Here is a 25395-nt window from a genome sequence, read left to right as displayed (position 1 = left end):
GGCGTCCAGCAGATGGCTCTTGCCCGCCTCCGGGTGCTGCACTTTCGGACCCAGGACGCGTACGCATGACCAGGCCGGGCAGGTAGGCGATCTGATGCCCACAGGTCCGGGCCACGGCGACCGGAGGGCGCCGATCGAGGCGGGCTGGTCGACCACGGCCAGGATCTGGCCGTGCCGGCCGAGCTTGTCGACAGCTTCCGCAGCCCCGCCTCGGTGTTCGGCAGTGCCGCGTCGTGCAGCCGTCTACCGGTAGGGTCCAGCGCGACCGCGTGGCTTCGACACCCGGGGCCGGCTCGCCGCCTTGCGCCGCCGTGCCGGACGGTGATACCCCGGGCACCGCTACGGAGGTGACTCGCGGTGGGGCGGCCGTTCCGGCTACCCCACCGCGAGTCGGGTCCACACCCCGTCAGCGCGGACCGGTGAGGACGGAGGGCGGCTTCGGGGCGGCGACCGGCGGCAGCTGCTTGCCCGGCGCCGCGGCGGCGCGGAGCCCGGCGGGCGACGCTTCGACCGGCTCAGTGAACGGCTGACGCGCCGCGGCGCAGACCGTTCCCCGGGCCGGCAGCGCGCCGCTTAGCAGGTACCGGTCGATCGCCTCGGTGACACAAATCCCGGTGCCGTAGGAGGCGTGTCCCCAGTTGTCGCTGGACAGCAGCCGGGAGTTCGGCAGCAGCCGGCTCGCCGCGACAGCGCCGTGGTACGGGGTGGCCGGATCCCAGGTGTTGCCGACCACCAGGACCGGCGCTGCGGTCCGCCGGTTGAACGGGCCATGGTAGGCGTCCTCGTCCCGGACCGTCCAGGTGTCGCTCGCGCAGGGCACGTCGAGCCAGCCCCAGGCCCGGCCGAAGTACGGCGCCCGGGCGTCCCGAAGGGCCGTGGCGGCCAGCCAGGAGTCGGCGTCGCGGGGAAATCTCCCGTCGGTGCAGACCACACCGTTCAGGGTCTCGAAGGTGTTGTCGTATGGGACCTCCTTGGCCGCGGCGTCGGAGCCCTTCGCCCGGGCCTGCTGCACCCGCCCGACCAGAGCCGCCTCGGCCTGTTCGGCGGCCGGTCCGCCATTGATCAGCGCCCACATCTCGGCGGCCAGCTTCGTCGTGTCCTCGCCGGCGGTCGGCTTGTAGAGCAGGTAGAGGACGGCGCCGACGAAGTCCGCGTAGGTGATCGGGATCGGCCCGTCCGGGGTGGTCACCACCAGCGGCTTGGCGCGCAGCCAATTCGCGATGGCCGCGAAGTTGGCGACCGGATCACCGGCGGCGAAGGCGCAGTAGCGCTCGCCTGCCCGGTCGCAGCGTTGCAGGATCTCCCGGAGTGCCCGGTACGCCCCCTCCGACGAGCGCAGCCGGTCATCCAGGATCCGGTTGCCGGCGGCCCCGGCACCGATCCACGCTCGCGGGTCCACCACACCGTCGATGGTCAGCGCGCGGAACCGGTCCGGGAACATGTTCGCGTAGAACTGCCCGAGCGCGGAGCCGTAGCTGAAGCCCAGGTAGGTGAGCTTCGCGTCGCCGACCGCGCGGCGCATGACGTCCATGTCCCGCGCCACCTCGCCGGTGGACATGGCACCGGCCAGCGGCTGGCCCGTGGTGGAGCAGGCGGCGCCGAACTTCTTGGCCCCGGCGGCGTACTTCGACTCCTCGGTGACGCCCCACGGGAACGGCGCCTTCATCTCGTCGAACACGGCGCGCTGCTCCTGCACCGAGTTCCAGCACCGGATGTTGCTACTCGCACCCACGCCGCGCGGGTCGACGCCGACGATGTCGAAGCGCTGCAGCAGCGCCTCGCTCAGGAACTTCGGCCCGTAGAGAGCGAACTCCGTGGACGAGACACCGGGGCCGCCCGGGTTGAGAAACAGGCTGCCGAGCCGGTTCTTCTGATCCTTCGCCTTGATCCGCAGAACGGCGAGTTCCGTCTTCGCACCCCGGGGCTGGTCGTAGTCGAGCGGCACCGCCACGGTGGCGCACTCCGCGATCTCGTAACACGCGGTCCAGTTAAGCTTCGGCGTCGGCACCCGGTCGACCCGGGCCCGTTCGATCTTGCTAGTCGTGGCGTCACCGGCGGCCGCCGGTGACGCTGAAGCCGGGACAGACCCGGCAGCGAGCAGAGCGAGCCCGGCGACGCCGGACACCACCGCGCGCAATCGCGGGAGGTGCATATGGAGCCCTTTCTTCAGGACGACGCATCGTAGGGGTCCGGCGCCGCGCACGAACGCCAAATCATTGATCGACTTCAGCGAGCCGCATTTTTCCTAGTCAATGCGATCGATCCGGGCGGCGGAGCCGGACCGTACCGATTCCGGCTCCGCGCCTTCGGTCGTCACGGAAACCCGCGACGAGCGACCGCGCATGTGCGGAAACCGTCGCCGCGGAACCAACCACCGCGAGCCCCGCCAAACCCCCGAGTTCCGTCAGACCGCAGGCACCGTCAGACCGCCGACGCCCCAGGCCGTGTCTTCAAAGGACCATGACTGTGGCGATGTACGGTGTGATCCGCCGCTAGAGCCGACCGACGCCGAGTGGGAATAGTTGTCACCGCACCGGCCGTCGGTGATCACCGACGGCCGTCCTCGTGAGGATGACCGCCGGCTTCTCAACGGCATCGTGTGGAAGATCCGCTCTGGCGCGACATGCCCGCCCGATAGTTGTCACGCGATTTATGTGCCTGTGCAGGAGTTCGGGCGGCAGCCACGGCGACCGCGGCAACTGCCACGGCGACGAGGCGGCGGGTGGAAGCGCGCATGAACCCTCCACGGCGAGACAGTGAACAAACGTAACAGATAGGAAGGTTAACTGTAACGTTGTGAGAGGTCAATGCTTTCTATTCAGAGACTTTGAATGAAAGGGAGGACGCCATAAAAGGGTCAATCTATGTGTTCCGGGTTGATATTGGGCTGACGGTCGCTCTCTGGGCGGCCATACGGCGTCGATCGCCACCACTTTCGTGCCGTCTGGGCCGTGCGGTTCGCGTTCGGAAGCAGAAAAGGGCCGCTTGCTCCCTGTGCACCACAGAACACGACTGCGGCGCTTCAATGCCACAGCACCCCGCGTCGGCGACGTTCATCGAGCGTATGCCAAGGATTTGCCTGTGCCGGGACAGTTCGCCTGGCGATGCGCGTGTCTGCCGGGTAGCGGTGCCGTTTCACTGCGGATCGTCTCGCGGTGCGCTTTGCAAGTCGGCGGTCGTGCGCCCTCAACGGGGCAGGCTGCCGTGCACCGGTGCGCCGTTGACAAGCACAGCCCGAACGGCCAGGTCGTCGTCGAGGATCACGATGTCGGCGGCCTTACCGGGAGTGAGACTGCCGGTGTGGTCGGCGATGCCCAGCAACGTTGCCGGTGTGGTGGCGGCAGCCCGTGCTGCTTCGACTACCGGCATACCGGTCACCTGGATGGCATGTCGCACGACGGCGTCCATTGTGAGTGTGCTACCGGCAAGCGTGCCGTCGGCGAGTCGCACTCTGCCGGCGTCGGCTACTGTAACGCCAACGCCAGTCACGTGCGTCGGAGCACGGGCGCGGGAGGAAGTCGTACAAGCTGTTGAGAGGCCTGTGCATCGAGCGTTCGGTGGCGGAGAGGCGCTGGTGTCGTTCTCTAGCGCTTCTCCGCAGCCGGGCCGCCCGTGAGATCTCACAACCGTCTCACGGACGGCCCGGGAAGGCCCGGTAGAGCCCGACCTGCCTCGGACCGCCGCCTGGCCGATGACCTGCATATTCGGCAGGAGGCGGTATCGTCCGGCAGTCGCCGGTAGACCTGCTAGTTCACTGGGGGTCAAAGGGTCGTCGGTTCGAATCCGGCCGTCCCGACGCAGGTCAGAGGGCTGATCCGGATATCGGGTCGGCCCTTTCGCCGTTCTGGGGACCAAGATCAGTCAAGTTGGAGCTGGCTAGCGCTGCTTGACCGTTGGTCAAGTTTCAGGTGCCTACCTGGGTCATTTGCCGAATTGCTCGTTCTCTGGATCAAGGCGGCCCGCAAGCGGGCCGCGCCGGCCCGGCCCCGGCCTGCTGGCGACCTCCGGCCGGCATCGGCCGGGCCGGCCGGCAACGCTTCGGGGCAAGCCTTTGAAGACCTCGGGGCTCCGCCCCGAACCCCGGCCATCCTCAGAGATCAGCCGGGAGCGGATCACCTCGCCGGGCACCACAAGGGCTACCAGCCTCCCCGGACGGGGACAAGGTGGAGCGCCCTACCGGACGAACGACCTTGGCCCCGTCCGGGGAGGCTGGACGGTCTACGACTGCCCGACGAGGAGATCCGCCGACCTTGCGGCTATTGACTTCATCCAAAGTGCTACACGGACGGGTCCCAGGCTGCGAGCTGATCGAAGATACGACGGTCGCCTTCGAACTTCAGCGAATCCAGCGGTATGCGGCCGTAGAAGAACAGGACCAGGTCACTGGCCGTGCCCCGGGCGGAGGCGTCGGCCGTGTCCGGGTCCGGGTCCTCGCTGGCAGCCGGCGCGCCGAGGCGGGCGGCCCATGCGCCGTCGCGGGACAGCCGAAGGCGCCAAGAGCGGCCCTCAGTGGCGTAGTAATCGACGACGGCGGGTTCGTGTGGCCAGGCGACATCCGTCGAGCAGAGGGTGAACTGGCAGTCGTCGAAACCGTCGAGGGCGACCTCGACTGGTAGCGGCTCCGGGTCCCCCACGGTGAGCTGGGCATCGTAGGTGTGCACCGCGATCTCGGGAACCTGGCGCCGAGCCCATGCACCGGAGGTTTCCGGTGACTGCGAGTCGCCCCAGAACGTCCAACAACCGCGGTCCGGGCCGGCCTCACGCAGCGCGCTCGTCAGTCGCTCGACGGACTCGGTCCACCAGGCCAGGAGAGCCTCGCGTTCCCGAGGCGCACCCGTGCCGTCGTCCCAAGCGGACTTCTCCGGGCGAGCGTCGGCCGGCCCGGCGGCGACGATGGCGGCCGACCTGCGGCGGCCCATGCCCAGGTGCTGCACGAGATCGAACAGCGTCCACTCCGGACAGCTCGGCACCGGCACGTCAAGGCTGGGCGCCGCAGCGACCGCGGCGCGGAAGGCGGTCGACCGTTCGTCAATCAGCCGCAGATGATCAGAGAACGTCAAAGTCTTTTGCACTCCGACTGTCTACCAGTGTGCTCCGACGACCGGACAGCAATTTTCGCAGCCGACGCGGCGGCGGCCCCGGGCCATCCATGGGCTAGTAACCGTGGTGCGCAGCGGGCACGAGATGCAACCGCGCAGGGCACCGCAGGCGTTTCGGGCATCACGACCGCTTGAGCACGCTCTTCCATGCTCAAGGTGTGCATGGTTCGCTCCTGCAACTGATTGAGCGCCTGGCCGTGTTGCCGGACGACCCGACCCTCTACGCGGCTCGGCCGTGGTCACCTGAGTCGGACGCGGTTGCCGCGATCGAGGGGCCAGGCGGTGAGTCACCCACCGAATTCCCGTATCTCCTTGAGGTCGAACTTGCTCGTGAGGCGGTCGACGTGTGGTCGGAATGGAGGAAGGGCCGCAGGCCCACTGCCGGCGATGCCTGCGCGGCCGTCATTCACTACGCCACCCACGGTGCGTACATGCCGACGAACGCCGACACATGACCGGAGCCTCCTCCGCCGCGCTGCCCCGTGCCCGTTGCGTGCCCCATAGAGCGGGAGCCGAGGGTCAACGGCGGTCAGCTCCTGGACGAGGCAGCAAGCGTGGCGGTCCAGGTCACGCCAGGTCACTGCCGAGCGGGATGAGGCCGTGAGCACACTTCCTAAACCGTGCGCTGCGGTCATCGAGCGTGTCAGCGTCCCGGGGACCAAGTATGGACCACACGGCCTGCGCGATGGTGCGCGGCACGACGTCGACCGCACGGCCTATCTTGGGGATAGCGGGCGTGACGTGCGTGGACGTGTGGCGAAGCGTCCTGGGGGTCAAGGGGTCGTCGGTTCGAATCCGGCCGCCCCGACGCAGGTCAGAGGGTTGATTCGATACGCGGATCGACCCTCTTTGCGTTTCTGGGGACCAAGATCGGTCAAGTTGGAGTTGTCCTGACGCTTCTTGACCGTCGGTCAAACCATGTAGCCAGCTGGGCCAACTGTGTTGCTGAGCTGCTCTCTGCGCTTCGTCAAGGCGGCTCGCCAGCGGGCCGTGGCCGGCCAGCGGGCTCCGGCCTGCTGGCGATTTCCGGCCGGCATCGGCCGGGCCGGCGGTCACGCTGACGGAACCACCAAGGACATGAAGGATTGCCGTCGGGGCTGCTCTCCGTCGAGGTTGGGGCGATCGCTGCCGCGCAGCAGAGCTGCTTGCCCCCGAGCCGCGTGGGCACTGTCCGCGGCTCGATGGCGATGAGGACCAGTGTGTGGTTCATCCCCCGGGTGCCCGATCCTCTACGCCACCCGGCCGGCGCCAAGCGCGCTGCACGCCGATGGCCTACGGCCACCCTTGACCCCGACGGGGCGCCGCAGTTTTTGGCACCTATCGGGGGATGGAGGCAGAGTGGCGTCTGGGCCGTCCGCCTGACGTACACGGGCCGCGAGCCCGGCCCTCAGGGCTTGGGCACTACCCGGACGATGCTGTCCCCGCTGCTCGCCGTGTTGTCGTCGCCGACCACCGAGGTGGCCAGGTTGTAGTAACCCGGCTTGGCGTCAGGACCGATCACGATGGTGCTGATGGGTCGTTCGTCGGGCGTACCGGATGGTCGAACCGGTGCGGCCGCGAAGGTGACCAGCCCCGGCACGGTTGGGGCGCCCTCGGTCGCGGCCTTGAGGTCACCTACAGCGGCGAACGGACCTGTCAGGCGTGCTGCCAACTCGACCTGCGGTGGGTTCCCGCCCGGCTCCTCCGGCGAGTCGACAGTCCAATGCACAGTCAAAGTCTGACCAGGCTGGTACAGCCTGTCGACGTCCTGGGCCTCGCAGCAGGTGTAAGTCGTCGGCGCGGCCTCCCCCGGGCCGGAGGACTCGGCGCCGCAGGCCGCCAGGAGCGGCATGACCATGCAGGTAAGCAGGCGAACCCGCGACACGTTCATGCGCACGAGCGTAGGCCCAGATTGCCAGTCGGGTAGCCGCATCCACCCGTCGACCCTGCCTCGAACCAACCACGGCTACGAGGAACGCCCGGAGCCCTACATCGGCTGAGCGACGCTGCCCGCGAGCCGGCGTTGGGTCCGCTGCACGGCGGCGACCATCTCCGGATCCGCCCGGCAGATGAACCGGGTCACCAGGTGCTCCGGCCCGTACCGCGACCGGATCTCCGCGAGCCGTTCCAGCACCTCAAAGTCCTGCCCGTCCGGCCCGGTCGTCATGTCCGAGAAGCAGAGCGCGTCGGTCACCGCAGTTTCCTCCCGAGGGAACTCGGCGGCCAGGACCTCACCGAGCCCACGTTCCTCGGCCCTCAGCCACGCGCAGGAGTGGTGAGCCTCCAGGGCGGCAATCCGCTCGTTGAACCGATCGTGCCGCAGCCATCGGCCACCGTCGAGGGAGTGGAAGCCGGTGTCGACGAGGTCGGGGCTGTAGCCCACGTCATGCAGCCGTGCCGAGGCCACGAGCACCTCCCGATCCTCGACCGGTACCGCTGCGCTGATCCTGTCCGCCTTGGCGGCGACCGCCTGGACGTGACTCCATCGACGGGGCAACGGCGTCCCTAACAGTTGTCGCGCAACTTCCCGGGCGGTATCGACGAAGGCGGCCATCCCGTCAGGGTGCGGAGCGCAACCAGCCCGCACCATCCCGTCTCCGGACGCAGCGAGACGAGGCCGCCGGCTGCCGACGGAGTGGTTCAAACTTTCTGTACGTCTTCAAGGCGGCCCTGAACGGGCCGCACGCGCCGCCGCCAGGGCGCGCGTCCGTCGCTCCGCTGGCGCTCCGGCTCCGGCCACGCAACACGCCCAGCGGCTGGCGCGGAGATCGGGGAGGCCGGGGCCACCGCAGACGAGATAGCGGGGAAGTGGTGGAGGCTCGGCGGCGGCGGCAGCCGGCCGCGCCGCGCCCGAGCAGCGCGGGCGCAGGGAAGGACGCCGCCGGGTCCGCGCGGCACGCCCCAGGCATGGGGCGGTGGCCGCGCGAGGCATGCCGGTCGTCCAGGAGCCGGCTTCACAGCCGCTCAGGGTCGGTCAAAACCGCTCACCTGGGAGGGGGAGGGGTGGCCGCCGGTGGCCAGCGCCGACCCCGGGAGCCGGGTCCGTGCCGGGCGAGGTTAGGTCAACTGCGCCACTGTGGCGTGTCCGCCGGAGGCCGCGGCCCGTGACACGACAGCCGACACCGACTCAGGCTGTTCCGGCAGCGTCCGTCCGTGCGTCAACGTCCGCTTGACGTGCCGGCCGGACGGATTCAGTTGAAGGGCAGGTCTGGCGAGAGGGATCGATACCAGAGGCAGGGAGCGCAGCACAGGAGAACAACGAGTGCCACGATGGCAACCAGCGCGATGCCGCTGAGGCTGCCGATCGCCAACAGGCTCTTGAACGCGTTCCGTGTGTCGCCCGCTTCATCTTTGGCTCTGGCCATGACACTCCCGTGATTGGCAGGACTAGTTGATCAATATTCTGCCGAAGGCGGCCTCGGCGGCGTGCGGGGGTCTGGCGCTCTGACTTATCGAGCATCGCCGTGGGCGACCAGCTGAGTGACTATCTGGGTGACGATCGCGACGGATGCCGGTAGACGAGGATGCACGGCGGGGGCTGCCACAGGAGATGGGAGCAAGTGAAGTAGCAGGTTACGGGGCCGGGTTGGTTGCCTGGGGGTCAAGGGGTCGTCGGTCCGAATCCGCCGTCCCGACGCAGGTCAGAGGGCTGATCCGTATTTCGGGTCGGCTCTTTTGGCGTCCTGGGGACCAAGATCGGTCAAGGTCGTTGCGGGTGGCGCTCCTTGACCGCTGGTCAAGGGCGACGCCCTGGCGGTATCTAGAGTCCGGACGGGTGCTCCGAAAGCCAATCCTGGTGCTGTGCCTTTAGTGCGTCCCGTTGCTCTGGCGTCGGCAGGATGACATCGGCTCCACCGTCGTAGGGGTGGTACAGCCACCGAAGGTCGGTGGGCGCAAGGAGCACGTTGGCCAACTCATAGTCGGCGACGGCCCTCAACAGGACATCGATCGTGCCCGGTCGCCACGGGATCGTCTCGGCGTGGAGCTGCGTGTAGCTGCGGTACTCAGGCGCTTCCTCGGGGTCTTCCAGAAGGGTCTGCCAGTGCCATGCCGACGGCGCGACTTCTGAACGCCTCGGCCACCTCTGGGGCGTGCTTGCCGGGCTCTCTGTCCACTCGCTGGTAACAACGAGAAGGGCGGCACCTGGACCGAGCTCTGACAGCGTTGTGTAGTGCCGGTCGAGCACGATCGTGTATTCGTTCTCGTTGTCTGGGTACCGCTTCGATCCTGGCAGGCTGTGGAACCTCACCCACCGGTCCGGGTAGTGACCGCCAAGCCAGTGGCCGAACGGCGGGCATTCGGGCCAACTCTGCTCCCACAGGTCCGTCAAGGTCTGCGGGGTCAGTTCTTGGCTCGGGGTCACCGGGTTGTTCTACCTCAGGTGAGAAGGGGCAGCTTCAGCGGGGACCGGACAGGGACCACACAACGTGCACCAGAGCCAACGACAAGAGACTGGTCGCACTGCTTGCGGGAATGCGGAGCGTGCGTGACGTGCGTGAACGTGTGCCGAATCGTCCTGGGGGTCAAGGGGTCGTCGGTTCGAATCCGGCCGTCCCGACGCAGGTCAAAGGGCTGATCCGGACATCGGGTCGGCTCTTTCGCCGTTCTGGGAACCAAGATCAGTCAAGTTGGAGCCGGCTAGCGCTGCTTGACCGCTGGTCAAGTCTCGAGCGTCCAGTTGGAACGTTGCCGAATCGTTCGCTCTTGGGAATCAAGGCGGCCCGCAAGCGGGCCGCGCCGGCCCAGCCCGGCCTGCTGGCGACCTCCGGCCGGCATCGGCCGCGCCAGCCGGCCGCGTTGGTGTCCCGTCCGGACGGACCTGGCGCCGTCCGGCTGTAGTTGGCACCACCGTGGCACCTGTCCGGATTGACTTGGCATCTACGCAGGCGCGCTGTTGCTCATGACCCCGTGGCTTCCGCTCGCTGTCCACCCCCGGGGCACTCCTCGGGCGGGGCGTAGGCACGAACGGTGCCGTTGTGCCGCGCAGCTCTTCCGTCAGCGGTGAGGGCTACGAGGCGTTTACAGACGGTGCACCGGCCCCGCTGGTGCTGCGAGCGCTGAGTCACCTTGCCTTCCCGGGTAGGTCGTTGCACGTCTTCAGTTCCATCCGCCGAGCCATGCCGCCCATCGTTGCCGATCGAGGCTCGGAAGTGGACTGGCCACGGAAGGTGCCAGATTTGGCCGGACGGGACAGTTGGCGGACTGCAAGAGCAGTACGGCCGTGCCCGTTGGCACGGGAGCCGAGGGTCAACGGCGGTCAGTCCTTGGACGTGGCGGCGAGCCTGGCGAGCCAGGTCAAGCCAGATTGATGTTCCCCGGTTCGATGGAGTCGTTTTAGTTGACTTTCGTCGTTTTGAGGAGTGACGTGCCGAGGAGTTATCCACCCGCACCCGCATCGAGTTGGCCAACGCGATCTTCGAGTACCTCAAGATCTTCCACACCGGAAACGCCACCACAGTTCACTGGGCATGCTCGGCCCGATCCACGAAAGCGGGGGGAACTCACCCGGAGCGCGGGAGAAATGAACCGGGTCAGTCCTCCGGCGCCTTGGTGAGCACTCCGTTGAGGTAGAGCGACTCGCGGCAGGTGGTGGCCCGGGGGGCGTTGGCCGGGGTGCCCGGGCGACGGCAGACCACGGTCAGGGTCACCTTCGCGCGGGCGGGGACCCGGATGGGGGTGACCGAGTGATAGTCCTGGTTGCGGAAGTTCTCCAGGGCGTAGGTGACCACCCGCACCTGATTGGCGGTGACCGTCAGCGTGCCCTCGTCGCCCTGCACGTTGTCGACCAGGAAGTCGGTCAGCAGGAACGTCCGCCCCTCGGGGACGGTGTAGCTCCGCTCCGCCGACCCGTTGGGGCTGGTGCGGAAGGTGACGGCGACGGAGAACTGCTCACCGCCGAGGCCCCCGTTGGGACCGCCGACCCCGCCCCCGTCGGTCGTACCGCCGCCGGGTGCGCCACCGCCCGGCGTGGTCGGCGACGCGGCCGGAGGAACCGGGTTCGGCGCTGTGGTCGGCACCGCCTCGCCCTGCGCGACCTGCCGGGCCTTCTCCGCCTCCACCGCCTCCCGGGCGGCGGTCTTCACCTGCGGGCGCAGCAGCCCGAACCAGATCGCGGCCAGCGCCAGGAGCAGGGCCAGCAGCGCCGCGAGCAGCTTCAGCAGCCCCGCCGAGATCACCGGGCGCTGGACGAAGGTGGCGTCCAGGGCACGGGCCCGGCCGTCCGAGGGCCGCACCTCGACGGTGAACGGGTACTCCTTCGGCTCGCCCCACCAGAGCAGCCGGCGGGCTCGGACCCGCAGCCGGGTCTCGGCACGCGTGCCGTTGGGAACCTCGACCGGCTCGGCCGGCAGCACGAACGTCACCTGGTCGGTGCCCTCGGCGGCGGCGAAGCCGACCGGTTCGGTCACGTTGCCGAGGTTGTCGGTGTCGATCCGGTACCGGGCCCCGCGCAGCCCGCTCCGCGACGGCGGCTGCACCTGTGCGGCCAGTTCGAAGAACGGCTCGACGGTGAGGACGCCCTCCTCCACCAGGGCCGAGTCCGGGTACTCGGAGGGGACGACCCGGACCCCGAAGCGCCGGTCCCCGGCGTCCACCCGGGCGGACCGGGGCGGGCGGAAGGTGACCACGACGGTGCCCGAGCCGGCCGGATAGAGGGTGAGGGACGTCGGCTCCACCGTCACCCACTCGTCCGGGACGCCCAGGACCTCGAACCGGTACGCCTCGACCGTGTCGCCGGCGTTCCGCACGGTGACCGGGACCTCGATCTCGCCGCCGGGGGCGACGCTCACGGAGGTGCTGGCCAGATTCGCCGATGCGCGCATCTGGCCGAGCGTAAGAGCGGTTTCCCGGGCTGTCAGGGGCCATCGGGGTATGCCGGCGGGCAGAGGTGGCTGCCCGCCGAGACGACGTTAAGTACACGCAAAGACACGACACGCATACTCTCCCGGCCGTCGGCGCGCGGACCGACGGCCGGGGAGTGAGGAGACGAGGATGCAGCGGGTACCGGTCTACGTGCACGCGACGGATCCGATCTTGGTGACAGGCGTGACGGGCCAGCTCACGGGTCGCCCGGAGGTCCGAATTGTGGCCGAGGCGGAGGCCGCCGAGGCGGCGGTGACCCTGGTCGTCGTGGACAGCCTGACGCCGCAGAGAGTGCAGACCCTGCGGCGGCTGCGCCGGGAGCAGACCCGGCTGGTCCTGGTGCCGTCCACCATCGACGACGGCCAACTGTCGGCCGCTGTCGAGTGTGGGGTGGTGGGGGTGGTACGCCGGGGCGAGGCGTCCGGCAGCCGCCTGGTCGAGGTGATCCTCTCGGCGGCCCGGGGCGAGGGGAACGTCCCGGCCGACCTGCTCGGTCGGCTGCTGAACCAGATGCGTCGACTCCAGCGGGAGGTGCTCGACCCCCGGGGGCTGACCCTGGGCGGGCTGAGCGCCCGCGAGGTCGACGTCCTGCGGCTGGTCGCCGACGGGTTCGAGACGAGGGAGATCGCCACCAAGCTGTCCTACTCGGAGCGGACCGTGAAGAACGTCGTGCACGGCATGACCACCCGGCTGCACCTGCGCAACCGGGCCCACGCGGTGGCATACGCGCTGCGACACGACCTGATCTGAGCCGGCACCCCGTCCCGGTGGCCCGTCCGTCGGGACGGGGTCCGTTGCCCGTACCGACGCGGGTCCTGCCCCGGTCCCTGGCCGGCAGTCCCTGTGCCGGACGCCGTCACCGCGTCGATGATGACCGCCTGGGCCGTGCGCGACGTGGCCGCCCGCCACCCTCCCGCCCCGCCGTCTCCCACCGCCGAGGTGTCGATTGCGTCCCTTCCGAAGGTCCCCCCTCGTAGCCGCCGTCACCGCGGTCTCCGCGTTGCTGGGCGCATGGGCGCTGGCCGTCCCGCCCGGCCGGGTGTCGTACGCCGAGCCGGCCGACCCGCCGCCGGTCACCGACCTGCGGGTCGCCTACCTGGGCACCGGGCACCGGAGCATCGGCCTGGTCGAGGGCTCCGGGGCGACGGCGACCGCCGTGCCGCTGTTCGGCGGCGGGCCGGCGCACTTCGACGACGAGGCGTCCGCCGGTGGGGACGTGGTCGCCTGGGTCAGCCGGCGGGAGTCGGAGCTGGCCCAACTGTGGATGCGGCGCGGTGCGGGGGAGCCGGTTCGGCTGACCGACGACCCGGTGCAGGTGGCCGGTTCGCCCTCGGTGTCTCCGGACGGCAGCCGGATCGCCTTCGAGCTGACCCGGGAGGGCGTCGGTAGCTGGCGCGACATCTTCGTGATCGGCACCGACGGCACCGGCCTGCGCCAGGTCACCGACGGCACCGGCGACAACCGGCGGCCCACCTGGTCGCCGGACGGCTCCGCCCTGGCGTTCGAGTGCCGCGACGACGCGGGCGTGCCGCAGGTCCGGCGCGTGCCGGCCGGCGGTGGGCCGGTCACCGCCCTGACCGCCCGGCCGGAGGGGGCCGGGGAGCCCGCCTGGGACCCGGATCCGACGCACGACCGGATCGCGTACACGGCCGCGCCGCAGCGCCCGGACGAGCGGCAGATCCACCTGATGAACAGTGCCGGGGGCGACGACCGGCTGCTGCTCAACGCGCTCTGGGAGAGCCACCGGCCGAGCTGGTCGCCGGACGGGACCACGCTGGCGTTCCTCAGCCGGACCACCAACACCGACGGTGCCCGGGGCGCAGTCGACCTGGTCTACACCGGGGTGCCGCGCGATGACTGGTGCCCCTGCGAGGCGGTGCTCCGCCTCGCCGAGGACCGCCTCGTCGGGGACCCCGCCTGGTACGTCCCGCCGGGCGGTGGCCCGCCCCGCCTGCTGGTCAGCCGGACCACCGCGCCGGATCGGTACACGGTGACGTTGCAGGACATCCGCCCCGACGCCACCGACCCCCGGGACCTCGGACTGACCGTCCTGCGGGAGGACCCGGGCGCGGCGACCGACCCGGACCGGCTCTGGCGGCCCGTCGACGGCGACCCCTGGACCGCCCGCCCCGACTACTCCCCGGACGGCCGGCGGATCGTGGTGAACCGGTTCGAGACTGTGGCCGGCCGCCGGGTCTCGCGCCTCTGGGTGGTCGACGCCGACGGCGGCAACCCCCGGCCGCTCGTCCTCGCCGGCCGCGCGGACGCGGACCTGGAGACCGACCCGGTCTGGTCCCCGGACGGCACCCGGGTCGCGTACGCCCTGGCCGGCCCGGGCGGGCCGAGCCGGGTGGTGGTGGCTGACGTGGACACCGGGGAGCGCCTGCTCACGGTGCCGCCGGGGGCCGGCGCGGACCGGTCCGACAGCCAGCCCGCGTGGTCGCCGGACGGGTCCGCGCTGGCGCTGGTCCGGGGGCAGCCGGAGGGGGCGGCGGCGGACAGCCACGTGTGGACGGTCGACGCGCGGGACGGCACCGGGCAGCGGGACCTGACCGCCGCGGGCTGCCCGGGGTGCACCGGGGCGGACTACGGCCCGAGTTTCTCCCCCGACGGCACCCGGATCGCCTTCGGGCGGGGCGCCGACGGGCTGGTCGTCACCGACACCGTCGGCGGCGACTGCCGGGTGCTGGCGCCGCAGACCCCGGAGGCGGACTGCGCCGGCCCGCTGACCGCCCCGTCGGACGGCCCGCACCGGCCCCGGGACGTGGCCTGGTCGCCGGAGGGGCACCGGCTCGCCCTGAACTCCCGCCGGTACACCGACCCGGCCAGCCCCGAGTACGTCAAGACGTACGACTTCGACACCGGCGTGCTGGACGGGCTGACCTGGGAGCTGCCCGGCCGGCACCGGAAGCCGACCTGGCAGCGGTCGGTGGACCTGGCCACGACGGTCCTGGAGCCACCGGCGCCGGTGCGGGTCGGCGAGCGGACCACCCTGACCCTGACGGTCACCGACCGGGGGCCGACCCCGGCCACGAACGTCCGCCTCGACCTGCGGGTGCCGGACGGCGTCGAGGTCACCGCCCTGGAGCCGGAGGCGGGTTCCTGCCAGGTCGACCCGCCCGGTTGCGACCTGGGCGCCGTCGGGTTGGGCAACACCGTCCGGGTGCGCGTCGAGCTGACCGGGGTGACCGCCGGGACGTACCCGCTGGCCTGGTCGGTCGGGGGTTGGACGGCCGACGCCCGGCCCTCGGACAACGAGGCGTCCGTGCCGGTGACCGTCACCCCGGTTCCCGCGCCGACGACCACCCCGACGGCGACCCCGACGCCGACGCCGACCCGCCCGGCCCCGACCGGCCTGGAGATCACGGTGACGGTCAACCCCACCCCCGGGTACGTGGGCGGGCTGGTCACGGTCACCTACACCGTCCGCAACACCGGCGGCCAGGGCGTGACCGGGGTACGGATCACCCCCGTGCTGCCGGCCCGGGTGCCGGTCCGTACCCGCCCGGCGGGCTGCGCCGCGACCTCCTGCCCGGTTCCCGACCTGGCCCCGGGCGCCCGCCGGACGCTGACCTTCGTGCTGGCCCCGACCGCGGCGACGGCGACGACGGTCCGTGGCGTGGTGGCCGGCGACGGCGGGCTGGCCGACACCGCCCGGGCGCCGTTCCGGGTGGTGCGGCCCCGGATCGTGGCCGTCCCGGACATCGGGCCGCCGGGCTTCGTCACCTCGGTCCGGGGCACCGACTTCCCGCCCGGCGTGCCGGTGCGGCTGGCCTGGGACGTCGGCCTCACCGTGGCGGCGAACCCGGCCGTGCCTGCGGCCGACGGCACGTTCGCGGCCCAGCTCCTGGTGGTGCCGCGCGACCAGCTCGGCCCGCGGAAGGTCCTGGCCACCGGCCCGGGGTTCGGCCCGGTCCGCACCGACTTCCGGGTGGTCATGCCCGCCCAACAGCCGCCCGGCCTGCTCGGTCGTGGCTGGTGAGGGGACGACGACGATGATCAACGAGGTGGACGAGGCGCTGCACGCGCTGCTGACCGAGGAACTGCTCGCCGGCACCGACGTGCAGTTGGCCTTCGACGCGCCGACCCGGGAGTGGGAGGCCCGGCGCAACGCCCCGACGGTGAACCTGTTCCTCTACGACGTGCGGGAGGAGATGGCCCACCGCCGGGAGGGCCGGATCGAGGAATGCGACGCGGACGGCGTGGTCGTCGCCGAGCACCGACCGCCCCGGTACTTCGCCCTGTCGTACCTGGTGACCGCGTGGACCGCCCAGCCGCAGGACGAGCACCGGCTGCTCTCCGTGCTGCTGGCCGGGCTGGTCACCCACGACGTGCTGCCCCCGGGCCGGCTGGTCGGCGGCCTCGCCGACCTGGGGCTGACCGTGCCGATGAGCATCGCGGTGCCGCCGAGGCGGGACCGGGGCCTGGCCGACATCTGGTCCGCCCTCGGCGGCTCGCTGAAGCCGTCGCTGGACCTGGTGGTGACCACGCCGATCGCGGCGTCCACGGCCTTCGCGGCCCAGCCGGTCACCGACGGGCTCCGGCTGCGCGCCGGCGCCCGGGCCGACTCCGACCCGGACGACCACCGGGCCGGCCCCGGACGGACCCCCCGCCCCCGCGCCCACCGCCCGGGCGACGCAGCGGCGCAACAGCCGCCCGCCGGGACGGAGACCCGGCGGCTGCGCCACCCGGACCCCGCCCCCGGGGAGACCGCCACCCCGATCGGGGTACGCCGGGCGCGGGGCACCGCCGCCGAGCGGCAGCGACGCCAGGGCACCGGCGGGCCGATCGGGGACGGCCGCCGGTGACCGCCGTACGCGAGGACGCCCGGACGGCCCCGGAACCCGAGCGGACCGAACCGCCGGGCACGACGTACCTGCGGGCCCGGCTGTTCCTGGTGGAGCAGCGGGTCCGGCGGGCCGTCGCCACCGCGCGCGCCGCGGACCCGGCCCCGGACGACCCGCTGCGGGGGCTGCACGTCTCCGACGAGGACGCCTGGCGGCTCGTGGACGATCCGGTGCCACCCGCCCCGGACGAGATCGCGGCCGAGGCGGTGGCGACCGCCGACCGGTGGGCCGACCGGGCCCGGTCGGCGGGTGGCCGGGTGCCGCTGCGGGAGTTGGCCGAGGACTTCGCACTGACGCCGTTGGACGTCGAACTGCTGCTGATCGCGCTCCTGCCCGACCTCGACCAGCGGTACGAGCGGCTCTACGGATACCTCAACGACGACGTGACCCGGCGGCGGGCGACGACCGGGCTGGCCCTGGGACTGTGCGGGGTCTCCCCGGTCAGCGGGGCGGCTCGGACCCGCCTGGCCGGCACCGGCCCGCTGGTGGCCGGTGGTCTGCTCCTCGTCGAGGAGGACGACCGCCCGTTCCTGACCCGGAGCCTGCGGGTGCCGGACCGGGTCACCGGCCACCTCCTCGGGCAGGACGGCGGCGACGGGCGTGCCGACGGCCTGGTCCGCCGGGTGCCCCGGCCGGCGGATCGGCAACCCGTCACCGACGGGCTGGCGGCGGCGCTGCGCGCCGGTGACCGGCTGGTCTACCTGCGCGAGGAACCCGGCGGGGCGGCCGACGAACTGGCCGCCGCCGCCCTGCTCGCGGCCGGCTGGTCGGTCCTGGCCCTCGACCTGGACGCGCTGGGCGTCGACCCGACGCCGGAGGAGGCCCTCGCCGTCGTGGTGCGGGAGGCCCGGCTGCGCCGGGCGGGCCTGGTCGTCGGCCCGGTCGACATCCTGGACCCGGCGGCCGGCCCGGCCCACGCCCGGCTGCTGCGCCGGCTCACCGCCCTGCCGGTGCCGGTGCTGCTCACCGGCCGGCTGCGCTGGGACCCGTACTGGGCCGACCGGTCCCCGCTGCTGGTGACCGCCGCCCCGGCCGGGGCGGCGGAGCGGATCCGGCTGTGGCACGCCGCCCTGGCGGGACGCTCGGTGGGGCTGGCGGCCGACGTCGACCCGGAGCGGGAACTGTCCGCGTACGTGCTGGCACCCGACCAGGTGCGGCGGGCGGCGGTCGCCGCGGCCCAGCAGGCCGTCCTCGACGGTTCCGACCAGGTCACCACCCGGCACGTCCGGGCGGGGGTGCGCTCGCAGAACGCGGCGGCGCTGGCGAAGCTGGCCCGACGGGTGGAGCCCGCCGTCGGCTGGGACGACCTGGTCCTCCCAGCCCCGGCCCGGGACCAGCTCACCGAGCTGGCGTTGCGGGTACGCCACCGGGACCAGGTGTTGGGCGGGTGGCGGCTGCGCCCCGGCGGGGGGCGGGGGCGCGGGGTGACGGCCCTGTTCGCCGGGGACTCCGGCACCGGCAAGACCATGTCCGCCGAGGTGGTCGCCGCCGACCTGGGCCTCGACCTGTACGTGGTGGACCTCTCCACGGTGGTCGACAAGTACGTCGGCCAGACCGAGAAGAACCTGGAACGGATCTTCACCGAGGCGGCCGGGGTCAACGGGGTGCTGCTGTTCGACGAGGCCGACGCCATCTTCGGCAAGCGCTCCGAGGTCAGCGACGCCCACGACCGGTACGCCAACCTGGAGAGCGCGTACCTGTTGCAGCGGATGGAGTCGTTCGACGGGGTGGCGGTGCTCACCACGAACCTGCGGGCCAACCTGGACGAGGCGTTCCTGCGCCGGCTCGACGTCGTCGTGGACTTCCCGATCCCGGACGTGGCACAGCGGCGGGCGCTGTGGGACCGCTGCCTCGGCGCCGAACTGCCCCGCGCCGACGACGTCGATCTGGACCACTGCGCCCGCGCGTTCGAGCTGAGCGGGGGCGGTATCCGGGCCTGCGCGGTCAGCGCCGGCTACCTGGCCGCCGCAGCCGGGACGCCGGTGACCATGGCGATGGTCATGACGGCCGCGCAGCGCGAGTACCGCAAGCTGGGCCGCCTGCTCCTGCCGGCCCCGCCGAACGGCGCCCGGCCCCGCCGAGCCTGACGCCCCCGCCACGCCTGACGGCAGCCGCCGGCCCGCTAGGTCAGCGTGACGTCCCAGGCGGTGTCCCCGGCGGGAGTCGCCGTGACCGGTGCGGATTCCACCGGGTTGTTGGGGGCGAAGGGGGAGGTGAAGTTGTGGGTGACCGCCGGGCTGGTCCAGGTGCCGCCCCTGGCGTCCCGGCGCTTGATCTTCCACCTGAAGCTGACCGAGTACCTGGCGAGCCAGGAGCCCGGAGTCATGGCCACCCGGCCCGACCATCCCGGGTGGTCGTTGAACTCGATGCTGTTGCTCCCGACGGCGATCGCCTCCGGGGCCTCGTCGTACTCCGGTTGGTAGGGACCGTCCTGCGCCCAGGCGCTGGGCCGCTGCTCCTTCTTCTCGAAGTCCCCGTCGTCCTCCACGCGCTCGTAGTAGACGAAGCTGTCCTTGACCTGCTGCCTGAAGTCGTAGATCGCGGTCACGCTGCGGGGCAGGTTCTCCGGCGCGTGCAGGGTGGCGACCTGGTAGAAGCCGATGTCCTGCTTCTCGTCCAGTCGCTGCGTGGCCGGACCCTCGTACTCGGAGGTGAAGCTCAGCCGCAGGCTGTTGAGGTCCGCCTCCGGCAGGTCCGGCTGGTTCTTCTTCCTGGTGCTGGAACGGGTGCTACGACCCCCGCCACCCGGGTACGGCTCGCTGCGACTGGTCGACGTCGCCGTGTCCCCCACGTCTGCCTTCGGCGTCCGCTGCACCGGGGTCTGCGCCCCCGGCAGCGTCAGCGGGGGCAACTCGACGGTGTCCTGTGCCGTCTGCGGTGCGGGGTCGGTGGCGAGGGCGCGAGCGGCGTTCGCCTCGGCCTCCCGCTCGAACCGGTCACCCGGGTCGCTGATCCGCAGCCCGGCCCCGTTGTCGGTCCCGGCCACCGGCCCCAACCGCTGCTGGATCACGTGGGTCAACTCGTGTGCCAGGGTGTGCCGGTCCGTGCCTCCGTCACCGAGGACCACGTGATTGCCGGAGGTGTACGCCCGCGCCCCGATCCCGGCCGCCGACGCCCGGGCCGTCGCGTCGTCGTGGATCCGCACGTCGGAGAAGTCCGACCCCAGCCGGGCCTCCATGTCGCCCCGGGTCGCGTCGTCCAACGGCCGCCCGCCGGAGCCGAGCACCGAGGCGACCGACCGCTGCACCTGCTCGGTCGGCGGGTGTCCGCAGTCCGCGCCGTGCTCGTGCCGGTCCTGCTCGACCATCCCCGCTGCCGCGCGGTTGCCCACCGTCCGCTGTAGGGCGATGACCTCCCGCGGGCTGCGCCCGGGACCGGCCCGCCCCGGTACGACGGCGTCGGCCCGCCGGCCGGCGGCCGGCCCCGGCCGGGCCGGCGCCTGGCGCTCCTGGGGACTCGATGTCAGGTCGGACCGGTGATGACGCACGTCCGGGCACCTCCTCGACCGCAGGTCGGCATCGACAGCCATCGTAGGTCCGGTTCGGACGGTCGGTCGAGGGTCGTCCGGCCAGGAACGCGGTCCCTGCCCCTGTGGTGCGCGAGTCTGCCCCTGCGCGGTCCGTAGGGACCTTCCCGCCGGCTGCCCGGCCGAGCAGGCTGGTCAGCGTCCGCCGACCTGGCAGAGGAGCTTGCATGCCGACGTACCTGTCCCCAGGCGTGTACGTGGAGGAGGTGCAGAGCGGTTCGCGTCCCATCGAGGGCGTCGGCACCGCGGTCACCGCCTTCCTGGGATTCGCCGAGAAGGGGCCCTTCCACACGCCGACCCTGGTCACCAACTGGAGCCAGTACGTCCAGCTCTTCGGGGGGATGGTCGAGGGCGTCCACCTGGCGCACGCGGTGTACGGGTACTTCGCCAACGGCGGCGGCGTCTGCTACGTCGTCCGGATCGGCGACCCGTCGGCCGGCCGCAAGAGCGGCGGCCGGGACGCGCAGAAGTCGCTGCCGGCCGGTGAGCCGTCGGCGCTCGGCACGTTCCGGGTGGCCGCCCTGCCGGCCGCCGGTGGCGAGGTCACCGTGGAGGTCGCCGACGTCGAGGGCGAGGGGGCCGGCGAGGACCGGTTCCGGCTGATCGTCCACTCCGACGGCAAGCCGGTCGAGGAGTACGACGGTTCCTTCCGGCGCAACAAGACCTCCGTGGTCAACCAGGTCCGCGAGCGGTCCAAGCTGATCACCATGGAGGAGGCCACCCCGGCCAACTCCCTGGCCCGGCCGGCCAACCAGACGGTCACCCTGGCCCCGTCCGCAGCACCCGCAGACGCCCTGCCGGCGACCCTGTCGGCCGACGAGTTCGTCGGGGACGTCGACTCCCGCACCGGCCTGGCCGGGCTGGAGGCCATCGACGAGATCACCATGGTCGCCGCGCCGGACCTGATGGGGGCGTACCAGCAGGGGGTCGTCGACCTGGAGACGGTCAAGGCCGCCCAGCTCGCCCTGATCTCGCACTGCGAGCAGATGGGTGACCGGATGGTCCTGCTCGACCCACCGCCGGAGCTGACCGCCCAGCAGGTGCGCGGCTGGCGGCAGGACGAGGCCGGGTACGACTCCCGGTACGCGGCCCTCTACTACCCCTGGGTGAAGGTCTTCGACCCGAGCACCGGACGGGCGGTGTTCATGCCGCCCAGCGGCCACCTGGCCGGCCTCTGGTCCCGCAACGACACCGAGCGGGGGGTGCACAAGGCGCCCGCCAACGAGGTGGTCCGGGGCGTCGTCGACCTGCAGAACAACGTCACCAAGGGTGAGCAGGACCTGCTGAACCCGATCGGGGTCAACTGCATCCGGGCCTTCCCCGGGCGCGGCGTCCGGGTCTGGGGCGCGCGGACGCTCTCCTCGGACCCGGCCTGGCGCTACATCAACGTCCGGCGGCTGTTCAACTACGTCGAGGAGTCCATCCTGCTCGGCACGCAGTGGGTCGTGTTCGAGCCGAACGACCAACGCCTGTGGGGCACCATCCGGCGCAACATCGCCGCCTTCCTCACCGAGGAGTGGCGGCGGGGCGCCCTGTTCGGGGCGACTGCGGCCGAGGCCTTCTACGTCAAGTGCGACCACGAGACCAACCCCCCGGAGGTGATCGACCGGGGTCAGGTGGTGTGCGAGATCGGCATCTGTCCGGTCAAGCCCGCCGAGTTCGTCGTCTTCCGCCTGGCGCAGTTCTCCGACAGCACCAGCCTGGTCAGCGACTGACCGGGCCGGGCCCCGCGTACGACGACCGGACCGACCATGACGAAAGGCGGCCACGATGGCCAGTGGTGACACCCTCATCGTGCACAGCTTCCAGGTGGAGCTGGGCGGCATCCAGGTGGAGCTGGTGCAGGAGGTCAGCGGCCTGACCGTCGAGCTGGACTCGATCGAGGTCAAGTCGGTGACCCCCACCGGCGAGCTGATCATCCGCAAGATCCCCGGTGCCAGGAAGGCCGGCGAGGTGACCATCACCCGGGGGCTCGACCAGAGCAGCGCCTTCACCGACTGGATCAAGGAGACGTTCCTCAAGGGCGCGGTGGAGGCGGCCAGGCAGAACATCAGCATCATCCTCAACAACGCCGACAAGTCCGAGACCCGGCGCTTCGACCTGACCAACGCGTGGGTGAGCAAGTGGGAGGGGCCGGGGCTCAAGGCCGGCGACCCGACGGCGGCGACCGAGAAGGTCACCGTCGTGTACGAGGAGATCAGCGCGCAATGAGACGCCGTGGCGTCTCGGCCGGGGGCCTCGACACCCTCGTCGACCCGGCCGACGGGCCGCAGGAGCCCGCCGCGCCGGTGGTCGCGCCACCCGCGCCCGTCCGGCTCCAGACGGAGTTCACCTTCCAACTACCGCGGGGGTACGTCGACGAGGACGGCACCGTGCACCGGGACGGCAGCATGCGGCTCGCCACCGCCCGGGACGAGCTGGCGCCACTTGTCGACCTGCGGGTCAAGCAGAACCCGGCGTACCTGTCGATCGTCCTGCTCAGCCTGGTGGTCACCCGGCTGGGCACGATCACCCAGGTACGCGCGGAGGTCGTCGAGCGGCTCTTCGCCTCCGACCTGGCCTTCCTCCAGGACCTGTACCGGCGGATCAACGCCGAGGGGCACACCCTCGCCGAGGTCACCTGTCCCTCCTGCGAGTCGGTGTTCGAGGTGGACCTGGCGGGTGGTCGCCCGGGGGAATCGTGACGTACGGGGCCGACCGGCTCCACGAGGAGGTTTCGTACGTCGCCTACCACTTCCACTGGCCGCGCGCCGAGATTCTCGATCTCACCCACGCCGAGCGGGCCCGGTACGTGGGTGAGATCGCCCGCATCAACACCAGGATGAACGGAGGTCAGTGAGGCACGATGGGGCTACGTGACAGGATGCGGCGGCTGGCCGCCGACACCCGCGCCCGGGTGGCCGGCCCCACCGTCGTCCGCTCGTCGCCCGGCCCTGAACCGACGCCGGCCGCCACCGCACCGGAATCGGCAGCCCCGGGTCGGGCGCCCGACGCCGGGCCGGCGGGGCCCGCCGATCCCGCCTGGTGGAGCCTGCCGCCAATCCAACGGGCCCTGACCCCAGCGCCGGTGCTGGTCACCGACCTGCTCCGGTTCGCCGACCGGCTGGGCACCTTCCAGGACCCCACCCTGCGTACGCCGCTCGACCACCTGGTCAGCGACCAGGCGCCCCTCGGGGTGGCCCGCGATCTGGCCCGCCCACGTCCGTTCCGACCGGGGTCCGAGCGGGGGTCGACCGCACACCTGCCAGCCGTCCAGCGCCGCGTCCCCGACCGCCCTGCCACCGGTCCGGCGGCGGAAACCGGTCGCCCGCCCGCAGAGCCGGCGGGAGCCGACCGTCCGGACGCCGCCGGAACCGCCCCGGTCCACCGCTCCGCGCCCGGACAACCGCTGCCTGCCCTCCCCGGGCCGACCCCGACCCGGCCCGCCGACGGCGGGTCGACCCGGTGGGGGAGACCGCCGGGGGTCGCCGCCCCTTCGGCCCGGGCCAGGCCGCTGGTGACCGCGCCACCACCCGCCCCCACCCGCCGACTGACCGGCACCCCGCGCACGGACGCCCCCTCGGCCCCACCGCTGACCATGGTCCAGCGGGCCTTCCGGACCCCGTCCACCCAGCCCACCAGCGGAGTCACCGCGCTCTCCCCGACGGGCACTTCGGACATGGCTGTCGTCCCGCCCTCCGCCGGGCCCGTCACCCCGACCGGCGGCCGGGCCCGCCCCGGCCCGGCCGCCCCCACCCGCCGATCCGCCGAGGCCGCGCCGCGCACCGGCGACTCCCCGGCCCTCGGTCCGCCAACTGGCGCTCCGCCGTCCGGGCTGTCCGGTGGGGCCGGCTCCGCCCCGGACTCCCCGGGGACCCCGCGGGTCGGTTCGCGCGCCGATCCCGCGCCGGCACGGAGCGACCCGCCCCCCGTTCGCCGCACCACCCGACCGGGTCTCGGTGATCCGCTCCCCGCGCTCCCCGGGACCGCCCGGACCACCGCGTCCGGTCGCCGGGCCGCTCCCGCGCCGACTGCCGGGGCCGGTGCGCGGGCGGGCCGGGACGGGCCGGTCGGTCCACCCCCGACGGTGCAGCGGGCACCGGCGGGACGGGAACCGGACGGGGCGACCGACACCCAGACGGCGGCCACCCGAACGGTCGGCGTCCCCACCACCCCAGCGTCCGGCCCGGACGGCCCGCGCCGGTCCGGGACGGGGCCCGCTCCGTCCCCGCCCCCGAACACGACCGCGACCACGACCAGGACCGCGAACACGACCACGGCCACGGCCGGCCCGGCGTCGCCGGCCGGAGCGAGTCACACCGCCCCGCCCGTCGTCCGGTACTCCCCGATCCCGCCCGAGCTGAGCACCCCGGACGGCGACACCTTCCCGGCGCGCCGCCCGGCCGACCCGCAGACCGGTGCGTCCCCGACACCCCACCGGCCGGTCCGTGCCGGGCTGGGACCGCCGCTGCCGGCCGCCGCGCCGCCGCCCGCGGTGCGCCCGGGGCCACCGGTCGGAGCCGGCGCGACAAACTCGCCGGCGGACGCCCACCGGGCCGGTGCACTGCCGGCCGCCACATCGCCGCTTTCCCGGGTCGGACGGTCCCCGGATCCCACTCCGGCCGCCGAGCAAGCGGCCCGGCAACCGTCACCCGCGCCACCGCTCGTCGCCCGGGCCCCGGCCGGCCTGTCGGGGGAACGGCCGTCGCCGGTCGCCCCGGGTGGGGGCCCGCGCCGCGCCGCGTCCGTTCCGCCACGCGTGCCGGTCCGCCCCTCGACGGCCGGGCCGACGACAGCCGGGCCTTTGACGGGCGCGCCTTTGACGGGCGGGCGGAGTACCGCCGGGGAGCCGACCGGGCCGGTGGTCCAACGGCTCCGGTGGCGGACCCCCGGTACGCCCGGCGCCGCGCCCGGTCCACGGACGACGGTCGCACCCCTGCGGGCCGACGCGCCTCTGACGCCCCACCTTCCGGATGACACCACCGCCTCAGGTGGCACCGGCCCGGAGCCACCCGCCCGCTCCGACGCCCGGCCCGCCCCGGCCGGAGACACGGCTGCCGCCGGGGCTGGCCCGGCCACCCGGGACGGTTCCGGCTCCGCTGTG

General features: G+C 72.4%; 18 protein-coding genes and 1 pseudogene. 9 read left to right on the top strand and 10 right to left on the bottom strand.

Translation table 11 applies throughout. The annotated features are described in order from the left end of the window. Positions 1-61: 61 nt before the first annotated feature. The 4 genes and pseudogenes from ABT023_RS24600 to ABT023_RS24585 all read right to left on the bottom strand — a co-directional run. Positions 62-326: pseudogene (locus tag ABT023_RS24600) on the bottom strand (IS110 family transposase); the annotation flags it as partial. An 80-nt stretch (positions 327-406) separates the two neighbouring features. Then, the gene (locus tag ABT023_RS24595; protein WP_350888760.1) at positions 407-2008 is read right to left on the bottom strand and encodes an alpha/beta hydrolase; all 1602 of its coding nucleotides are present in this window, start codon (positions 2006-2008) and stop codon (positions 407-409) included. 1178 nt (positions 2009-3186) lie between these two features. Next, entirely contained in the window at positions 3187-3702 is a 516-nt protein-coding gene (locus tag ABT023_RS24590; protein ID WP_350888759.1) for an amidohydrolase family protein, read from the bottom strand. Between the two features lie 575 nt (positions 3703-4277). Beyond that, on the bottom strand, positions 4278-5072 hold the full coding sequence (locus tag ABT023_RS24585) for a maleylpyruvate isomerase N-terminal domain-containing protein (protein WP_350888758.1): 795 nt from the start codon (positions 5070-5072) through the stop codon (positions 4278-4280). Positions 5073-5230: 158 nt separating this feature from the next. Here ABT023_RS24585 and ABT023_RS24580 point away from each other — a divergent pair, with 158 nt between their 5' ends. Then, positions 5231-5554 carry a hypothetical protein gene (locus tag ABT023_RS24580; protein WP_350888757.1) on the top strand — a complete coding sequence of 108 codons (324 nt, stop codon included), beginning with the start codon at positions 5231-5233 and terminating at the stop codon, positions 5552-5554. Positions 5555-6486: 932 nt separating this feature from the next. Here ABT023_RS24580 and ABT023_RS24575 read toward each other — a convergent pair. From ABT023_RS24575 to ABT023_RS24555, 5 genes are all read right to left on the bottom strand, one after another. Continuing rightward, positions 6487-6969, bottom strand: coding sequence for a hypothetical protein (locus tag ABT023_RS24575; RefSeq protein WP_350888756.1), 483 nt, complete (start codon positions 6967-6969; stop codon positions 6487-6489). 96 nt (positions 6970-7065) lie between these two features. Then, positions 7066-7575: an HD domain-containing protein gene (locus ABT023_RS24570; protein ID WP_350888755.1), complete on the bottom strand. Its 510-nt coding sequence runs from the start codon at positions 7573-7575 to the stop codon at positions 7066-7068. 694 nt (positions 7576-8269) lie between these two features. Beyond that, positions 8270-8443, bottom strand: a complete 174-nt coding sequence (locus ABT023_RS24565; protein WP_165878060.1) for a hypothetical protein — start codon at positions 8441-8443, stop codon at positions 8270-8272. A gap of 395 nt (positions 8444-8838) precedes the next feature. Continuing rightward, positions 8839-9441, bottom strand: coding sequence for a DUF3885 domain-containing protein (locus ABT023_RS24560; protein ID WP_350888754.1), 603 nt, complete (start codon positions 9439-9441; stop codon positions 8839-8841). A 1168-nt stretch (positions 9442-10609) separates the two neighbouring features. Further along, positions 10610-11899, bottom strand: a complete 1290-nt coding sequence (locus ABT023_RS24555; RefSeq protein ID WP_350888753.1) for a COG1470 family protein — start codon at positions 11897-11899, stop codon at positions 10610-10612. Between the two features lie 169 nt (positions 11900-12068). Here ABT023_RS24555 and ABT023_RS24550 point away from each other — a divergent pair, with 169 nt between their 5' ends. From ABT023_RS24550 to ABT023_RS24535, 4 genes are all read left to right on the top strand, one after another. Further along, entirely contained in the window at positions 12069-12689 is a 621-nt protein-coding gene (locus ABT023_RS24550) for a helix-turn-helix transcriptional regulator (protein ID WP_350888752.1), read from the top strand. 250 nt (positions 12690-12939) lie between these two features. Continuing rightward, the gene (locus tag ABT023_RS24545) at positions 12940-15921 is read left to right on the top strand and encodes a hypothetical protein (RefSeq protein ID WP_350888751.1); all 2982 of its coding nucleotides are present in this window, start codon (positions 12940-12942) and stop codon (positions 15919-15921) included. Positions 15922-15934: 13 nt separating this feature from the next. Continuing rightward, entirely contained in the window at positions 15935-16747 is an 813-nt protein-coding gene (locus ABT023_RS24540) for a Pvc16 family protein (RefSeq protein WP_350888750.1), read from the top strand. Further along, the gene (locus ABT023_RS24535; protein ID WP_350888749.1) at positions 16744-18873 is read left to right on the top strand and encodes an AAA family ATPase; all 2130 of its coding nucleotides are present in this window, start codon (positions 16744-16746) and stop codon (positions 18871-18873) included. The genes ABT023_RS24540 and ABT023_RS24535 overlap by 4 nt, the downstream gene beginning before the upstream one ends. A 35-nt stretch (positions 18874-18908) precedes the next feature. Here ABT023_RS24535 and ABT023_RS24530 read toward each other — a convergent pair whose 3' ends face one another. After that, the gene (locus tag ABT023_RS24530; RefSeq protein ID WP_350888748.1) at positions 18909-20273 is read right to left on the bottom strand and encodes an eCIS core domain-containing protein; all 1365 of its coding nucleotides are present in this window, start codon (positions 20271-20273) and stop codon (positions 18909-18911) included. A gap of 206 nt (positions 20274-20479) precedes the next feature. On the opposite strand from ABT023_RS24530, the gene ABT023_RS24525 reads away from it, so the two are divergent. Genes ABT023_RS24525 through ABT023_RS24510 form a run of 4 tightly spaced genes read left to right on the top strand, consistent with a single transcriptional unit; the run spans position 20480 to position 23151 of the window. After that, positions 20480-22027: a phage tail sheath family protein gene (locus ABT023_RS24525; protein WP_350888747.1), complete on the top strand. Its 1548-nt coding sequence runs from the start codon at positions 20480-20482 to the stop codon at positions 22025-22027. 55 nt (positions 22028-22082) lie between these two features. Continuing rightward, positions 22083-22523: a phage tail protein gene (locus tag ABT023_RS24520; RefSeq protein WP_350888746.1), complete on the top strand. Its 441-nt coding sequence runs from the start codon at positions 22083-22085 to the stop codon at positions 22521-22523. Further along, positions 22520-22996, top strand: coding sequence for a hypothetical protein (locus ABT023_RS24515; protein ID WP_091462644.1), 477 nt, complete (start codon positions 22520-22522; stop codon positions 22994-22996). The genes ABT023_RS24520 and ABT023_RS24515 overlap by 4 nt, the downstream gene beginning before the upstream one ends. Next, the gene (locus tag ABT023_RS24510; protein ID WP_350888745.1) at positions 22993-23151 is read left to right on the top strand and encodes a DUF6760 family protein; all 159 of its coding nucleotides are present in this window, start codon (positions 22993-22995) and stop codon (positions 23149-23151) included. The genes ABT023_RS24515 and ABT023_RS24510 overlap by 4 nt, the downstream gene beginning before the upstream one ends. Positions 23152-25395 lie beyond the last annotated feature (2244 nt).

Source organism: Micromonospora sp. NPDC002296 (assembly GCF_040296145.1).
Lineage (GTDB): Bacteria > Actinomycetota > Actinomycetes > Mycobacteriales > Micromonosporaceae > Micromonospora.
This window is presented reverse-complemented; position numbering and strand designations above follow the sequence as displayed.

Excerpts from the sequence above, each read along its gene's own strand:
- ABT023_RS24525 (WP_350888747.1), top strand. The coding sequence starts at position 20,480 with ATGCCGACGTACCTGTCCCCAGGCGTGTACGTGGAGGAGGTGCAGAGC.
- ABT023_RS24520 (WP_350888746.1), top strand. The coding sequence starts at position 22,083 with ATGGCCAGTGGTGACACCCTCATCGTGCACAGCTTCCAGGTGGAGCTG.
- ABT023_RS24565 (WP_165878060.1), bottom strand. The coding sequence starts at position 8,443 with ATGGCCAGAGCCAAAGATGAAGCGGGCGACACACGGAACGCGTTCAAG.
- ABT023_RS24575 (WP_350888756.1), bottom strand. The coding sequence starts at position 6,969 with ATGAACGTGTCGCGGGTTCGCCTGCTTACCTGCATGGTCATGCCGCTC.
- ABT023_RS24515 (WP_091462644.1), top strand. The coding sequence starts at position 22,520 with ATGAGACGCCGTGGCGTCTCGGCCGGGGGCCTCGACACCCTCGTCGAC.
- ABT023_RS24590 (WP_350888759.1), bottom strand. The coding sequence starts at position 3,702 with ATGCAGGTCATCGGCCAGGCGGCGGTCCGAGGCAGGTCGGGCTCTACC.
- ABT023_RS24555 (WP_350888753.1), bottom strand. The coding sequence starts at position 11,899 with ATGCGCGCATCGGCGAATCTGGCCAGCACCTCCGTGAGCGTCGCCCCC.
- ABT023_RS24540 (WP_350888750.1), top strand. The coding sequence starts at position 15,935 with ATGATCAACGAGGTGGACGAGGCGCTGCACGCGCTGCTGACCGAGGAA.
- ABT023_RS24550 (WP_350888752.1), top strand. The coding sequence starts at position 12,069 with ATGCAGCGGGTACCGGTCTACGTGCACGCGACGGATCCGATCTTGGTG.